This window comes from Rhizohabitans arisaemae, assembly GCF_025996515.1.
In the GTDB taxonomy this organism is placed as follows: domain Bacteria; phylum Actinomycetota; class Actinomycetes; order Streptosporangiales; family Streptosporangiaceae; genus Rhizohabitans; species Rhizohabitans arisaemae.
Map to the genome: position 1 here is coordinate 770419 of NZ_BLRH01000009.1, position 16538 is coordinate 786956.

The following is a 16538-nucleotide window of genomic DNA, read 5'->3' on the forward strand; positions in this document are numbered from 1 at the left end:
ACATGGCATGACTCAGGGTCTTCCCCCGATCAAACCCACCGGCTCGATAGTCGACCAGGTCGGCGACCTGGTGGAAGCGAAACTCGGCCGCCAGATCGGGCTCGATGAGAGCTTCTTCGAGGCGGGCCTGAACTCCCTCGCCCTCGTCGACCTCCATGAGGAGATCACCGGCAAGCTGGGTGTGGACATGCCCATCACGACGCTGTTCCGCTACCCCAACCTGCGGCTCCTCGGCGGATACCTCAAGGACTCCGGCGCGAACGCCCGCCAGGCGGCCCCGGAACGGTCGTCGCGTCCGATCGGCGGCAGCCGCCGCGACATCCGCTCCCGACTCCGCAAGGACGGCTGACCATGACCTCAGGCGGTGAGCCGATCGCGGTGGTAGGCCTGTCCTGCCGAGTGCCCGGCGCCACGGACGTGACCCAGTTCTGGGAGGCCCTCGCGGGGCCCGGCCGGGTCACCCCCGTCACCACGTCGTCGCACGTCGTGATCAGGGCGCTCGACCCCGGGGCGGAAGCCTTCGACGACGCCCTGTTCCCCGCGCTGGAAGCCGAGAGCCCGCAGATCAGGCTCCTGGTCGAACTCGCCCACGCCGCCGTCGAGGACGCCGGGTACGACCCGGCCGCCGTCGGGGACGGCACGGCGGTCTACGGCGCCGCGGCCTACGACCCCGGCCGGGACCCCGCGGCGGCGATCGCCCGGGCCCTGGACCTGCGCGGCCCGTCGGTGACCCTGGGCACCTGCTCGCTCACCGCCGTCCACCTGGCCTGCCAGGCGCTCCGCTCCGGAGACTGCGACCTCGCCCTCGCCGGCGGAGCCCACCTGGAGACCGAGGAGGACTACCGCTGGACCCCCGGCGGCCGGTACTCCCCCGACGGCCGGTGCCTCCCGTTCGGCGCGGCGGCCTCGGGGACCGTACCCGGCAACGGCGCCGCCGTGGTCGTGCTCAAGCGTCTCTCCGACGCGATCCTGGAGGGCGACCGGATCCGGGCCGTCATCCGGGGCGGCGCCCTCTCCTCGGACGGAGCGGGGGACGACGGGCTGGCCGTCGCGATCGCCGAGGCGCTCGCCCTCGCCGACTGCGAGCCGTCCGACGTCTCCTACGTCGAAACCTGCGGCACCGGCGTCGTCCCGGAGGACCGCGCCGAGATCGCCGCCATGCGGGAGGTCTACCGCGGCGCGGACTCCGTCGCCATCGGCTCGGTCAAGGCGAACGTCGGGCACCTCTTCGAGGCCGCGGGGATCGTCGGCCTGCTCAAAGTGGTCCTCTCCCTCGAACACGAGCGGATCGCCCCCATGCCGGCGATCGGCGCCCCGCACCCGGGGCTCGGGCTCGGCGACACCCCCTTCGTCGTCGCCGACGCCGTACCCCGCCCCTACCCCCGCGTCGACGGCCGTCCGCGCGTCGCCGGGGTCAGCTCCCGCAGCCTGTCCGGGTCCAACGCGCATCTGATCGTGACGGAAGGGCCGAGGCAGCCGCACGCCCCGGCCTCCCGCCGGCCCCGGATCGTGCCCTGGTCGGCCAAGACCCCGGCCGCCGCGGACGCCGCCCGCGACCGGCTCGCCGCGTACTTCGCCGCCCTCCCCGAGGAGTCCTTCGCCGACGCCGTCGACGTGCTGCAACGCGGCCGGACCGCCCACCCGGTACGGGGTGCCGTCGTCGCCGGCGGACCCGCGGAGGCCGCGCGGCTCCTGCGCACCGCGACCGCGGAGCGCACGGCCGGCCCACCCGACGTGACGCTGGTCTTCCCGGCGCGCGGCCCGGCCCGGATGGGCCACGGCCTGTACGGCGCCGAGCGCGTCTTCACCGAGAAGATGGACCTCTGCCTGGAGGCGTTCGAACAGGCGGGCGTGGACCTGTACGACGCGTGGGCGGGCGGGGCGGAGCCCACCGGGGCCCTGCTGTTCGCCGTGGAGTACTCCCTGGCCCGTACCTGGCTCGACTGGGGGGTCAACCCGCGCGCCCTCGTCGGCGAAGGCATCGGCGTGCTCGTCGCCGACCTGGTCGCCGGGCGGGTCTCCTTCGACGAGGCGATCCGGCTCGCCGCCGGGGAGTGGGACACGGACGGGCGGCCCGCCGAGGCGCCCGCCGGTCCGGGCCCGCACATCCTGGTGGAGATCGGGCCCGGACCGGCGATCGCCCGCGCCGGGGACGGGGTGCACACCGTCGCCTCGCTCGGCGCCGACCCCGCGGACGACCGGGCGACGCTCACCCGCGCCCTCGCCCGGCTCTGGAGCCTCGGCCACCCGGTCCGCTGGCACGTCCTCGACCCCGACCACCCGGCGCTGCGGATCGCCGTCCCCGGGTACCCGTACCGATGCGCGGCGACCCCCGTCGCCGCCGTCCCCGAGCCCCGGCGCGAGCCGGTCGTCGAGCGGGCCGCCCCGCCGCCGGTCAAACCCGTGCCCAAACCGCGGCCCGCCGAGCCGGAACCCGTCACCGGGGTCCCCTGGCTCCCCGAACCCGCCGCCCCGCTCAAGCCGCTCAACCACATCGAGCACGCGTTCTGGATCCTGGAGCAGCTCTCGCCCGGCAGCGGCGTGTCCAACCTCTCGGTCGCGTTCCGCCCCGCCCGGCCGGTCCGCTGGTTCCCGATGCAGAACGCCGTCAACCGGTTGCTGCAACGGCACCCCGCGCTCCGCCTGCGCTACCCCGAGGTCGGCGGCGTGCCCGTACAGCACCTCACCGCGCCCGCCGACGCCAAGCTCAAGGTGGAGGTGCGGTCCTCCACCGACGAAACCCTCACCGCGGATCTGCAGGAGTTCCAGCGCAGGCCGTTCGACCTAGGCCGGGACCTGCCCGTCCGGGTGGGCAGCTTCACCATGCCCGACGGGCGCAGCGTCATCTGCATCACCGCCCACCACATCGTGCTGGACGCGCCGTCCTTCCAGTTCCTCATGGAGGACTTCTGCCGGTTCTACGAGGCACCCCGGGGAACCACCCCACCCGGCCTGGAAGGCGAGGCGCCGCTGCTGCCGGTCCCATCCCCCTCACCCGAGGTGATGGAGTACTGGCTGAAGGCCCTGGAAGACGTCGACCCCGAAGGGATGCTGCTGCCCGGCAGCCGCCCCTCCCCGGCCAACCCCACCTTCGCCGGCCACATCTGCTTCTGGACCGGGATCGACGGGCTCGTCCAAGCCCTGGAGTCCCTCCGCTCCGAGCTGAAGGTCACCGACAACATCATCCTGCTCAGCGCGTTCTACGCGATGCTGCTCCGGCACGGCGCGGGACCCGACCTGGTGGTCGGGGTCCCGGTGACCACCCGGCGCGCCGCCAGCCGCCGACTCGTCGGATACGGCGTCAGCACCATGCCGCTGCGGATCCGGGCCAACCCGGGCATGAGCTTCGTCGACCTGGTACGGCAGGTCGAGGACGTCTTCTTCACCGGGGTGGAGAACGCCGAAGCCTCGGTGGAGGCGGTGCTCACCCAGCGCGGGCACGGCACCGGCGACTGGCGGGTGCCCCTGTTCCGGCACATGTTCAACTACCGGCCCTGGTCGAACAAGGGGATCGCCCTCGACGGGGACGAACCCGACTACATGTACCACACCCCCGACCGCAGCCGCCTGGACCTGCAGTGCGTGATCGTCCAGCACAGCTACGGCCTTGAGGTGCAGGCCTGGCACAGCACCGAGGTCCACGACGAGGACGAGGTACGGGCGCTGCTCCGGCGCATGCAGACGCTGGTGGTGGAGGTCGCGAAAGACCCGAGCCGTGCCGTCGGCGAGCTGGAGCTGTGCACCGACGAAGACCGGGCGACCATGGAGGCGGTCAACCGGACCGCCCGGGAGTGGTCCGGCGCCCCGACCGTGCTCCAGCGGATCCAGGGACGGCCACGCGACGCGGTCGCCGTCGTCGAGGGAGCCCGCGAGCTCACCTACGGCGAGCTGCTGACCCGGGCCGCGGCCGTACGGGAGACGCTCCGCGGCGCCGGGGTGGGACCTGGCGACATCGTGGCGCTGCCGCACGGCCGTACCGCGGGCATGGTCGCCGCCGTACTCGGGGTGTGGGCGCTCGGCGCCGCCTACCTGCCGCTCGACGCGCACCAGCCCGAACTGCGCCTCGCCTACCAGGTGGCCGACTGCAAGGCCCGGGTCGTCGCGGTGGACGAGGACGACCACCGCGACCTGGCCTGGGCGGGCGGCACCCCGGTGGTCCGCCTCCCCGCGGCCGCCCCGGGGACCGAGCCGCTCGACGACGTCCCGCAGCGCACCGCCGACGTCGCCTACGTGATATACACCTCGGGGTCGACCGGAAAGCCCAAGGGGGTGGCCGTCACCCAGGGCAACCTGGCCAACCTGGTGTTCGACTTCGCCGAGCGGGTCGGCGGGGAGTCGGCGCTCTGGTCCACCACCACCTCCTTCGACATCTCCGCGCTCGAGCTCTTCCTGCCGCTGTGCCGCGGCGGGCGGCTGGTCATCGCGCCCGACGAGGCCCAGCTCGACCCGCGGACCTTCCTCGACCTGATCGTGTCCGGGAACGTGGACGTGGTGCAGGCCACCCCCACCGCCTGGCGGATGGTCGTCCCCGAGGCCCGGGACGAGCTGACCGGCCGGACCGTCCTGTGCGGGGGCGAGCCGATGCCCGCCGCGCTCGGCCGGGACCTGCTCGCCCGGGGCTGCACCCTGTACAACGTCTACGGGCCCACGGAAACCACGATCTGGTCGACCGCGGCGAAGATCGACGACTCGGTGGGCGACCCGGTCAGCATCGGCCGGCCCCTGGCCAACCAGGAGGCCTTCATCCTCGACCCGCGCGGCATGGAGCTTCCGCCGGGCGTCCCCGGGGAGCTGTGCATCGCCGGGGACGGGGTGAGCGCCGGCTACGTCGAGCGGCCCGAGCTCACCGCGGAGCGGTTCGGCGAACACCCCCGGTACGGGCGGTTCTACCGGACCGGGGACCTGGCCCGCCGCCGCTTCGACGGCGAGCTGGAGATGCTCGGCCGCAACGACCGGCAGGTCAAGCTCCGCGGGCACCGGATCGAACTCGGCGAGGTGGAGGCGGTCCTGCACGAGCACGAGGCGGTCCGCGTCGCCGCCGTCACCGTGACCGGCGACCCGCAGACCGACGGCAGGCTCGTCGCGTTCGTGCAGGCGCACCCGGGCGCCGAGGCCGGGCTCGGCGAGGAGCTGTGGAAGTACGCGCGGACCAAGCTGCCCGACTACGCCGTCCCCTCCGGGATCGCGCTGGTGGACGGCTTCCCCACCACCGCCAACGGCAAGATCGACTACAAGGGCCTGGTCGACGGCGGCAGTCTCAAGGCCACCGCCGACACCGCCGTACGGGCGGCCGTCGACGGCGACCCGGAGACGGTCAAGCAGCTCGTCGGGCTCTGGCGTGAGACGCTCCGCAACCCGGACCTCGGCGAGTACGACAACTTCTTCCTGCACGGCGGCCACTCCGTCCTCGCGGTCCGGCTCATCGGCCGGATCGAGGAGATCGCCGGGAAGACGGTCGCGGTGCGGGCGATCTTCGACCATCCCAACCCGGCCGAGCTCGCCGCCCACCTCGCGGAGGCCCCGTGAGCGCCGGGCGGCGGCCGTCTCCACGGTACCGAGGACGCGTTCCGGCCGAGCCCGGCCCGGCCGGTGCGCCACGACGGGCGGGCCGAGCGGTCCGGGCGGGGTGCGACCGCCCGGACCGGCGCAGCCCGTACCCCATAGTTCCTGAAAAATCCGGCTTAGCCCGTATGGCGGAGGACTCATGACGCCCCCTTGGTTTGTCCCGCTGGAGGAACGGGCGGACGCCACGGCCACGCTGTTCGTCTTCCCGCACGCCGGCGGCGGACCCGCCTCGCTGATCGACCTCACCCCGAAGATCCCCGGTGCGATCGAGCCGTGGGCGGTCAACCTCCCCGGGCGGCAGGCCAGACTCCCCGAAACACCCCGGACCGACCTGCGCCCCCTCGTCGACGAACTCGCCGAAGACCTCGCCGGGCGGGCCCGGGCGCCGCAGGCGCTCTTCGGGTACTGCAGCGGGGCGATGCTCGCCTACCTCGTCTGCCGGCGGCTCGGCGAACTCGGCAGACCGCCCGCCCGCCTGTACGTCGGATCGTTCGCCGCGCCCGACGTGGCCCTCCTGCTCCGGCGGCTCCCCACCCTCCCCTCGGAGATCTTCTGGGAGCAGATCATCGAGCTGGGCGGGCTCCCCCGCGAACTCGCCGACCGGGTCGCCCTCCGCCCCGTCCTGGAGCCGGCCCTCCGCGCCGACTTCGGGCTCCTCGCCGGATACCACCACGAACCCGGCCCGCCGATGACCACCCCGATCACCGTGCTGTACGGCCGCGACGACCACTCCCTCTCCCGGGGAAGCCTCCTCGGCTGGCGACGGCAGAGCGCCCACCGGCTCTCCATGCGGGAACTCCCGGCCACCCACTGGCTCGTCGACGACGCCCCCGACGAGCTCGTCGCCGCGATCGCCGAGGAGATCTGATGCGCCTGGGCTACAGCCTGAGCTACTGGGGCGGCCAAGGACTCGGACCCGCCGACCACCTCACCCTGGTCAAAGAGGCCGAAGCCCTCGGCTACGACTCGGTCTGGGCGGCGGAGACCTACGGCACCGACCCCGTCACCCTGCTCGGCTGGATCGCCGGGCAGACCACCCGGATCGGCCTCGGCACCGGCGTGCTCCAGATGCCCGGCCGCCGCCCCGTGGTCTCCGCGATGGCCGCCGCCACCCTCGACCAGATCTCCGGAGGGCGGGCCCGGCTCGGCCTCGGCGTCTCCGGCCCGCAGGTCGTCGAAGGCTGGCACGGCGTCCCGTTCGAACGCCCGCTGGAATTCGCCCGGGACTACCTCACCGTCGCCAGGATGGCGCTCGACCACCGGCCGGTCAGCCACACCGGCCCGACGATCACCGTGCCGGTGCCCGGCGGACAGGGCAAGGAGCTCACCCTGGGCGTGAGCACCGTCCAGGAGCGGCTCCCGATCTACCTCGCCGCGATGGGGCCCCGCAACATCGCCCTCGCCGGGGAACTCGCCGACGGCTGGCTCTCCATCCACACCCCGCCCGAACTCATCGCCGAACACCGCGGCGGGTTCCGGCCCGGCTTCGACGTGGCGCCCATGATGCTCACCCTCGTCGAGGAGGACGAAGGCCTCGCCTACGACATGATGCGGCCGAACCTCGCGCTCTACCTCGGCGGCATGGGCTCGCGCCGGACCAACTTCTACAACCGGCTCGCCGGGCGTCTCGGCTTCGAGAAGGAAGCCCTCGCCGTCCAGGAGGCGTTCCTGGACGGACGGCAAGGCGAAGCCATGAACCACATCAGCGACGAACTCCTGGACGCCATGACGATCTGCGGGCCCGAGGACAAGGTGAGCGAGCGGTTCGACGCCTACCGCGAAGCCGGGGCGACCACCCTCGTCGTCGGACTCGTCGTCCCGACCCTGCGGATGAAGATCGACCAGCTCCGCCTCATCGCGGACCTGGTCTGACCCCGGCCCGGCCGGGCACCCGTACACGGCCGATGGGGGTTGCCGCCTTCGCTGCATCCCACAACCCCCATCGGCCGTACCCTTTTCCGGACCTCGGTACGGGCTGTGCGCGGCACCCCTGGTGGGGACCGTCAGACTTCCTCGACACTGCTCGGCTCACGCCGGGACAGGTCGATGCCGAGTTCCTCCGCCGCGCGGAACACGTCCTCGTCGGTGTCGCGCATCTCGATGGACATGCCGTCGCCGGAGAGCACCTCGACGTTGAGGCAGAGCGACTGCATCTCCTTGATGAGCACCTTGAAGGATTCAGGGATGCCCGGCTCGGGGATGTTCTCGCCCTTGACGACGGCCTCGTAGACCTTCACCCGGCCGACGACGTCGTCGGACTTGGTGGTCAGCAGCTCCTGCAGGGTGTAGGCGGCGCCGTAGGCCTCAAGGGCCCACACCTCCATCTCGCCGAATCGCTGGCCGCCGAACTGGGCCTTCCCGCCGAGCGGCTGCTGAGTGATCATGGAGTAGGGGCCGGTCGACCGCGCGTGGATCTTGTCGTCGACGAGGTGAAGCAGCTTGAGGATGTAGACGTAGCCGACCGCGATCGGGTCCTTGAACGGCTCGCCGGAGCGGCCGTCGAACAGGTGCGCCTTACCGCTCCGACGCACCATCCGGTGCCCGTCGCGGTTGGGGACGGTGTTGCCGAGCAGACCGACGATCTCCTCCTCGTGGGCGCCGTCGAAGACCGGGGTGGCCATGTTGGTACGCGGCGCGACCTTCTCGAAACCCTTGTCACGCAGCCTCTCCGCCCAGGCCTCTTCGACGCCCGAGATGTCCCAGCCCCTTGCGGCGATCCACCCGAGGTGGGTCTCCAGGACCTGGCCGACGTTCATCCGGCCGGGGACACCGAGGGGGTTGAGGATGATGTCGACCGGGGTGCCGTCCTCCAGGAACGGCATGTCCTCGACCGGGAGGATCTTGGAGATGACGCCCTTGTTGCCGTGCCGGCCGGCCAGCTTGTCACCCTCGGTGATCTTACGCTTCTGGGCCACGTGCACACGGACGAGCTCGTTGACCCCCGGAGGGAGTTCGTCGCCCTCCTCACGAGTGAACGTCCGCACCTCGATCACCGTGCCGTGCTTGCCGTGCGGCACCTTGAGCGAGGTGTCGCGGACCTCGCGGGCCTTCTCCCCGAAGATCGCGCGCAGCAGCCGCTCCTCCGGCGTCAGCTCGGTCTCGCCCTTGGGGGTGACCTTGCCGACCAGGATGTCCCCGGGGACGACCTCGGCGCCGATCCGGATGATCCCGCGCTCGTCCAGGTCCGCCAGGACCTCCTCGGAGACGTTCGGGATGTCGCGGGTGATCTCCTCGGGGCCCAGCTTGGTGTCGCGGGCGTCGACCTCGTACTCCTCGATGTGGATCGAGGACAGGACGTCGTCCTGGACCAGCCGCTGGGACAGGATGATCGCGTCCTCGTAGTTGTGGCCCTCCCACGGCATGAACGCCACCAGGAGGTTCTTGCCGAGGGCCATCTCACCCTGGTCGGTGCACGGGCCGTCGGCGATCACCTGCCCGACCTCGACCCGGTCGCCCTCGGCGACGATCGGCTTCTGGTTGAAGCAGGTGCCCTGGTTGGATCGTTTGAACTTGGCGACACGATAGGTGGTGCGGGTGCCGTCGTCGTTCATCACGGTGATGTAGTCGGCCGAGACCTCCTCGACCACACCGGCCTTCTCCGCGTTGATGACGTCCCCGGCGTCGCTCGCGGCACGGTACTCCATGCCGGTGCCGACCAGCGGCGCCTCGCTCTTGAGCAGCGGCACCGACTGGCGCTGCATGTTCGCGCCCATCAAGGCCCGGTTCGCGTCGTCGTGCTCCAGGAACGGGATCATCGCCGTGGCCACCGACACCATCTGGCGCGGCGACACATCCATGTAGTCGACCTCGTGGGAGCCCACGTACTCGAACTCGCCGCCCTTGCGCCGGACCAGCACGCCGCTCTCCGCGAACCCGCCGTCCTGCGTGAGCGGCGAGTTCGCCTGGGCGATGACGTACCGATCCTCCTCGTCGGCGGTGAGGTAGTCGACCCGGTCGGTCACCTTGCCGTCGGCGACCTTGCGGTAAGGGGTCTCCACGAAGCCGAAGGCGTTGAGGCGGCCGAAGCACGCGAGGTAGCCGATGAGGCCGATGTTCGGGCCTTCCGGGGACTCGATCGGGCACATCCGGCCGTAGTGCGACGGGTGCACGTCGCGCACCTCCATGCCGGCCCGCTCACGGGACAGACCGCCGGGGCCCAGCGCGTTCAGCCGCCGCTTGTGCGCCAGCCCGGCCAGCGGGTTGGTCTGGTCCATGAACTGCGACAGCTGCGAGGTGCCGAAGAACTCCCTCATCGCCGCCACCACCGGGCGGATGTTGATCAATGTCTGCGGCGTGATCGCCTCGACGTCCTGCGTGGTCATCCGCTCACGCACGACGCGCTCCATGCGGGCCAGGCCGAGGCGGACCTGGTTCTGGATCAGCTCGCCGACGCTGCGTACGCGGCGATTGCCGAAGTGGTCGACGTCGTCGACCTCCACGACGACCTCACCCGTCGAAGCCTCGCCGGCGTGCAACCGGACCAGGTATTCGATCATCGAGACGATGTCGTCCTCGGTCAGGGTGCCCTGGGTGATCTCCGAGTCGACCCCGAGCTTTTTGTTGATCTTGTAGCGGCCGACCTTGGCGAGGTCGTAGCGCTTGGGGTTGAAGTAGAGGTTCTCCAGCAGGGTCTGCGCCGACTCCCTGGTCGGCGGCTCACCGGGCCGCAGCTTTCGGTAGATGTCCAGCAGTGCGCCGTCCTGACCGACCGTGTGGTCCTTCTCCAAGGTGGCCCGCATGGACTCGTACCGGCCGAACCGTTCGAGGATCCGTTCGTCGGTCCAGCCCAGCGCCTTGAGGAGCACGGTGACAGGCTGCTTGCGCTTGCGGTCGACGCGCACACCGACGCTGTCGCGCTTGTCGGTCTCGAACTCCAGCCAGGAACCCCGAGACGGGATGACCTTGCAGCCGTACAGATCCTTGTCCGATGTCTTGTCGATGTTGCGGTCGAAGTAGACACCGGGCGAGCGGACCAGCTGCGAGACCACGACACGCTCGGTGCCGTTGACGATGAAGGTGCCCTTCGGGGTCATGAGCGGGAAATCCCCCATGAACACCGTCTGGCTCTTGATCTCACCGGTGGTGTTGTTGATGAACTCCGCCGTGACGAACATCGGGGCGGAGAAGGTCATGTCCTTGTCTTTGCACTCCTCGACGGAGTGCTTGGGCGGCTCGAACCGGTGGTCGCGGAACGACAGCGACATCGTCCCGGAGAAGTCCTCGATAGGACTGATCTCCTCGAAGATCTCCTCAAGGCCCGACTGGGTGGGGACGTCCCTGCGCCCGGCCTGACGAGCCGCCTCTACCCGGGCCTTCCACTTCCCGGTTCCGAGCAGCCAATCAAAGGACTCGGTCTGCAGGGCAAGTAGGTCGGGAACTTCGAGGGGCTCCTGGATACGCGCGAAAGAGACGCGACGGGGACCGGCGGGTACGGCGGAGGCGTTGGGTGAGGCTGCCAACAGATGCCCTTCCGGAAAGCGCGGATGGAATCGAACTGCGCGCACGCCAAACGCCCCGGACGGAATCCGGGACGTCGAGTAGGTAGCACGAGAGGGCAGCATAGGCCAAATTAGAAACGAGTGTCAACAAGTACTATGGTTGTCAACCTCGGTGCCACGGCCATGGTGTCACAAGCCAGGTGGACTCGTCAACTCTTCTGGTCGCGTCTTCCGGTCGCGGTACGCGATGACCGGCTGCGGCCGCCCGCCACCCCTCTGATCAGTAGGGGGCGGCGCCGTAGGGACGGGTGATGACCTCCATGGCGTGACCGTCCGGGTCCAGGAAGTACACGCCGCGGCCGCCGTCGTTGTGGTTGATCTCGCCGGGACGCTCGAACCGGTGATCGGCGTAGTAGGTCACCCCGGCCCGCTCGATCCGGGCGAGAATCACGTCGAACTGGTCCTCGGGCACGAGGAAGGCGTAGTGCTGCGGCGCGATCGTCTCCTCCTCGGCGGTGGCGTAGTCCAAGGTGACACCGTTGCCGGTGGTCAGCGGTATGAACGGCCCCCAGGGCGCACCGACCTCAAGACCCAGGATGCGGCCGAGGAACTCCGCCGAAGCCTGACGGTCCCGGGCATGCACAATGGTGTGGTTCAGGTCAATCGACATGGCGGAACACCTCCATAGAACCCTTACCGGAAGTATTCCCCCTGCGGCCGAGCTCTCGCACGACGTGACGAAAAGCTGGCGTCCCGCCGACCGGGAGGAAAGAAAAGCGGGAGATTCACCAAGCGGTCGTCACGACTTCCGGTGGAAAGCGGAAAGTCGGTCGGTCGTTCGGGGAAGAGCCGTTTGGGTGACAACCTTGGACGTGCGGCACCCCGTAAGTGAACCCAGGCTTACAAGAACAGTACTTTCTAACATTGACCGTGACGGTTCATGCCGCACAAAAAGCGCGCGGCACGAACCGTCACGCGCATTCTCGCCCCGCAAAAAACGCGGCGCGAGAAGTGCGGACGTAGCTTGACCAGCCCTAAGATCCAGCCACACTTACGACATCGACCCGGAGAGCCGGAAAGAAGACTCGGGCTTACGGGCTGGGCCCTATATTCGGATCGTTCTTACCGGGGTGGGCACGTGCGCGCTCGAAACGCCCCCGCGATCTGGACTGAGCGATCTTGCGTCGCGCCGGCGGCGCAAGATCACGAGGGAAGACGCGGGTTACCGGCGTTTCGAGCCGGCCGAGCGAAGGCTCGGCCCAAAAATACAGGCTCTCAACGGCGACCTCACCTAACACGGTCCCCACGTGCGTTGTCGTCGCTTGAGCCTACGCCTATCGAGAGGCACTCCCGACCTACCCGGCCTAAGGAAAGCGGCCAGACAAGAAAGAGACGTCCAGGTGACAACCTCGGACGTGCAGTACCCCGCTAGGCACGATCACGCTTACAAGAACAGTATTTTTTAACATTGACCGCGGCTGTCGGAGCCGGACAAAGAACGTCCGACACCAACAGCCGCGCGCATTCTCGCGCCGCAAAGACCGCGGCACGAGAAGTGCGAACGTAGCGCCTTGGGCACCTAAGATCCAGCCGTGCTTACGACCCGGACTCGGGAACCCCTTACGGAAATTCGGGCCTGCCCGGTTCAGGCATCTCGGCTTAGCGAATGCTCCGGTCCAAAGACACCGGGTCAGTGTGCGGTCGGGGGGGCTTCCAGGGGGACTCGGGGGCCGGTGACGGCGTCGCCGATGCAGTGGACGCGGAGGGCGTTGGTGGAGCCGGCGGTGCCGGGGGGCGAGCCGGCGACGATGACCACCTTGTCGCCTTTCTCCAGCCGGCCCAGGTGCAGGAGCGCGGACTCCACCTGGCGGACCATCTCGTCGGTGTGGTTCGCGAACGGGACGAGGAAGGTTTCGACGCCCCAGGTGAGGGCGAGCTGGGAGCGGATGTGCTGCTCGCTGGTGAACGCGAGCAGCGGGATCGGCGACCGGTAGCGGGCCAGGCGGCGCGCGGTCTCGCCGGTCATGGTGAAGGCGACGAGGGCCTTGGCCTTGACGATGGCGCCCACTTCGGCGGCGGCCCGCGCGATCGCCCCACCCGTGGTCTCGGGCATCCGCTCCAGGGTGTGGGTGGCGCGCAGGCTCAGCTCCTCCGCGGTGGCGGCGATGCGGGCCATGGTGGAGACCGATTCGACGGGGTACGCGCCCACGGAGGTCTCGCCGGAGAGCATGACCGCGTCGGCGCCGTCGATCACGGCGTTGGCGACGTCGGAGGCTTCGGCCCGGGTGGGCCGGGGCGCGCTGACCATGGATTCCAGCATCTGGGTGGCGACGATGACCGGCCGGGCCTTCTCCAGGCAATACTGGATCGCCTGCTTCTGCACCAGGGGGACCCGCTCCAGCGGGAGCTCCACGCCGAGGTCACCCCGGGCGATCATGATGCCGTCGAAGGCCTCGACGATCTCCTTCAGCAGGTCCACCGCCTGCGGCTTCTCGATCTTGGCCAGCAGCGGGAGCCGGAGACCCTCCTCCTCCATGATCGCGTAGGCGAGGTCGGCGTCCTCGGGTGCCCGGACGAAGGAGAGCGCGACCATGTCGACCCCGGTGCGCAGCGCCCAGCGCAGGTCGGCGATGTCCTTCTCGGTCAGCGCGGGGACCGAGACGGCCACCCCCGGCAGGTTGAGACCCTTGTTGTCGGAGATCATCCCCCCGACGACCACCCGCGTCCGCACCCGCGGACCGTCCACGGAGATGACCTCGAGCGCGACCCGGCCGTCGTCCACCAGGATCCCGTCGCCGGGCTTCACGTCTCCCGGCAGCCCCGCGTAGGTGGTCGAGACCTCCTGACGGTCCCCCGGCACGTCCTCCGTCGTCACGGTGAAGACGTCGCCGAACCCCAGCCGGACGGGCCCCTCGGCGAACCTCCCGACCCTGATCTTGGGGCCCTGGAGGTCGGCGAGCACGCCCACCCCGCGCCCCAACTCGGCGGCGGCGGCCCGTACCCGGTCATACACCTCGCGGTGCTGCTCGTGCGTACCGTGGCTGAGGTTGATCCGCGCCACGTCCATCCCCGCGGCGACCAGCTCACGAATCCGCTCGGGAGAGGCGGTGGCGGGGCCCAGGGTGCATACGATTTTCGCTCGACGACTCACACGCCCAAGCCTAATTGGTACAGACCACTTGATTGTGACGACCACCAGACCTGCGGAAGAAAACCGGGTGCCCAACTTCACCGACACCCGGCCGCCCATACATGTAAAATGCATGCATGGTTGCACTGCAGATCCGTGATGTACCGGAAGATGTGAGAGACGCCCTCGCCGACACCGCGAAAGTGCGTGGGATGTCGCTTCAGGGGCTGTTGCTGGAGCTGGTCACCACCGAAGCCCGGCGTGCACGAAATCTCGCCGCGCTGGACCGAGCCCGCCAGATCACCGGAAAGTACGACTCCCGGCCCGGTGAAGCGGCAGCCGAGCTCGCAGCCGCACGAGCTGAACGCGAGGCCGCATGGGAAGACCTCCCGTGATTGTCGTTGATGCTTCAGCTTTGGTGGAGGCCCTTACGGGAAACGGTGCGGTCGGTGAAGAAGCCCGATCCGCCTTGGCTGCGGATCACCGGTGGGCCGCGCCATCCCACCTTCTTCTCGAAACCGTCTCCGTTGTCAGAGGACGCCTCCTCGGTCACAAGATCTCTCCGGCGGTCGCGGAGGAGGCGATCAAGGCCCTCGGTGACATCGTGGTGGATCGAGTGGACGAGTCGACTCTCCTCCATAGGATCTGGGACCTGCGCAGCAACCTGACAGCTTACGACGCCGCGTACGTCGCGGCGGCCGAAGCCTTGGGTTGTGCGCTGATCACCGCCGATGGAAAGCTCGCACGATCAACCGGACCACGTTGTGAGATCCGACTCCTCGAAGGTTTCCATCCCTGACGGGTCCACAGCTCCCCGATCGGCCGTACGGGCTGCGCGGGTGACGGCGCACCAGGGCCGTCGCGCACCGCGCCGTTGCGGTGCGCGACAGCGGACCAGGTGGCCGGGGACCGTCAGGCCAATGACCTGGCGGTGGGGGGGATGGCGACGGGCAGGGCGGTGTGGCCGGTGAGGTGGCGGTCCACCGCGGCGGCGGCGGAGCGGCCCTCGGCGATCGCCCAGACGATCAGCGACTGGCCCCGGCCGATGTCCCCGGCGACGAACACCCCCGGCACTCCTGACATGTACGACTTGTCCCGGGCGACGTTGCCCCGGGCGTCGAAGAAGGAGTCCGGGTCGGCGGCCTGGGTCGCGAGGTCCTCCAGGAGGCCCTCCCGCTCCGGCCCGGCGAAGCCGAGCGCGAATGTGACCAGGTCGGCCGGGATCTCCCGCTCGGTCCCCGGCACGGGCTCGAAGCGCGTCTCCGGACCCCGCACGTCGACCACGCGCAGCGCCCGGACCCGGCCCTGCTCGTCCCCGAGGAACTCAAGGGTGTTGACCCCGTAGACCCGGTCCCGCTCCCCGCCGAGCAGCTCCTCGTGCGCGCTCTCGACCTTGAACAGCATCGGGTAGGTCGGCCAGGGGTACTCCTTGGACCGGAACGCCGAAGGCCTGGGCAGGAGTTCGAGCTGGGTGACCGAGGCCGCGCCCTGGCGCACCGCCGTACCCACGCAGTCGGCCCCGGTGTCGCCGCCCCCGATGACCACCACGTGCTTGCCCGCGGCGCTGATCAGGTCGGGGACGTGGTCCCCCTCCTGGACCTTGTTGGCCCGGGGCAGGTAGTCCATCGCCTGGTGGACACCCGCCAGGTGGCGGCCCGGCGCACCCCGCAGGAAGTCGTTGGGGCGGGTCGCCCCACCGGCCAGCACCACCGCGTCGTAGTCCCGGGTCAGGTCGGCGGCGGTGACGTCGACGCCGACGTTCACCGAGGTGCGGAACTCGGTCCCCTCGGCCCGCATCTGGGCGAGCCGGCGGTCCAGGTGCCGCTTCTCCATCTTGAACTCGGGGATCCCGTAGCGGAGCAGGCCGCCGATCCGGTCGGCCCGCTCGTACACGACGACCTCGTGCCCGGCCCGGGTGAGCTGCTGCGCGGCGGCGAGCCCGGCGGGGCCCGAGCCGACGACCGCGACCCGGTGACCGGTCGCCTTCGCCGGAGGCCGGGGGGTCACCCAGCCCTCCGCCCAGGCCCGGTCGATGATCTCGACCTCGACCCGCTTGATCGCCACCGGGTCGGAGTTGATCCCGAGGACGCAGGCGGCCTCACAGGGCGCGGGGCAGAGCCGCCCGGTGAACTCGGGGAAGTTGTTCGTCGCGTGCAGCCGCTCGATCCCCTCCCGCCAGTCGCCCCGGTGGACCAGGTCGTTCCACTCGGGGATGAGGTTCCCGAGCGGGCAGCCGTTGTGGCAGAACGGGATGCCGCAGTCCATGCAGCGGGAGGCCTGCCGCTCCAGGCGGGCGGGCGGGAACTCCTCGTACACCTCACGCCAGTCCCGGATCCGGACGTCGACGGGGCGCCGCCGAGGCAGCTCGCGGTCGTGGTTCAGAAAACCCTTGGGGTCGGCCATCT

General features: G+C 70.2%; 10 protein-coding genes. 6 read left to right on the forward strand and 4 right to left on the reverse strand.

The genetic code is table 11. The features are described from left to right. Window positions 1–7: 7 nt before the first annotated feature. The 4 genes from RUR_RS04255 (at window position 8) to RUR_RS04270 (ending at window position 7437) form a co-directional block, all read left to right on the forward strand. Complete coding sequence (locus RUR_RS04255) at window positions 8–349, forward strand: acyl carrier protein (protein WP_283133520.1); 342 nt, start codon at window positions 8–10, stop codon at window positions 347–349. A gap of 2 nt (window positions 350–351) precedes the next feature. Continuing rightward, window positions 352–5526 (forward strand): non-ribosomal peptide synthetase, encoded by a 5175-nt coding sequence (locus RUR_RS04260; protein WP_283133521.1) that lies wholly within the window; start codon window positions 352–354, stop codon window positions 5524–5526. Window positions 5527–5704: 178 nt separating this feature from the next. After that, window positions 5705–6433 (forward strand): thioesterase II family protein, encoded by a 729-nt coding sequence (locus tag RUR_RS04265; RefSeq protein ID WP_283133522.1) that lies wholly within the window; start codon window positions 5705–5707, stop codon window positions 6431–6433. After that, a complete protein-coding gene (locus RUR_RS04270; RefSeq protein ID WP_283133523.1) occupies window positions 6433–7437 on the forward strand; it encodes an LLM class flavin-dependent oxidoreductase in 1005 nt (334 codons plus the stop codon). The genes RUR_RS04265 and RUR_RS04270 overlap by 1 nt, the downstream gene beginning before the upstream one ends. Window positions 7438–7568: 131 nt before the next feature. Here the strand turns inward: RUR_RS04270 and rpoB are convergent, their stop codons facing one another. From rpoB to pyk, 3 genes are all read right to left on the reverse strand, one after another. After that, a complete protein-coding gene (rpoB, locus tag RUR_RS04275) occupies window positions 7569–11024 on the reverse strand; it encodes a DNA-directed RNA polymerase subunit beta (protein WP_283133524.1) in 3456 nt (1151 codons plus the stop codon). A 259-nt stretch (window positions 11025–11283) separates the two neighbouring features. After that, the gene (locus RUR_RS04280) at window positions 11284–11673 is read right to left on the reverse strand and encodes a VOC family protein (protein ID WP_283133525.1); all 390 of its coding nucleotides are present in this window, start codon (window positions 11671–11673) and stop codon (window positions 11284–11286) included. 1020 nt (window positions 11674–12693) lie between these two features. Beyond that, window positions 12694–14154 (reverse strand): pyruvate kinase, encoded by a 1461-nt coding sequence (gene pyk / locus RUR_RS04285; RefSeq protein ID WP_283133526.1) that lies wholly within the window; start codon window positions 14152–14154, stop codon window positions 12694–12696. Window positions 14155–14270: 116 nt separating this feature from the next. Between pyk and RUR_RS04290 the strand changes: the two genes are divergently transcribed. Both RUR_RS04290 and RUR_RS04295 read left to right on the forward strand, forming a co-directional pair. Continuing rightward, window positions 14271–14528 (forward strand): hypothetical protein, encoded by a 258-nt coding sequence (locus RUR_RS04290; protein ID WP_283133527.1) that lies wholly within the window; start codon window positions 14271–14273, stop codon window positions 14526–14528. Then, window positions 14525–14932, forward strand: a complete 408-nt coding sequence (locus tag RUR_RS04295; protein ID WP_283133528.1) for a type II toxin-antitoxin system VapC family toxin — start codon at window positions 14525–14527, stop codon at window positions 14930–14932. Before RUR_RS04290 ends, RUR_RS04295 begins: the two co-directional genes overlap by 4 nt. Before the next feature lie 113 nt (window positions 14933–15045). Here the strand turns inward: RUR_RS04295 and RUR_RS04300 are convergent, their stop codons facing one another. After that, entirely contained in the window at window positions 15046–16536 is a 1491-nt protein-coding gene (locus RUR_RS04300; RefSeq protein WP_283133529.1) for a glutamate synthase subunit beta, read from the reverse strand. Window positions 16537–16538: the final 2 nt, after the last annotated feature.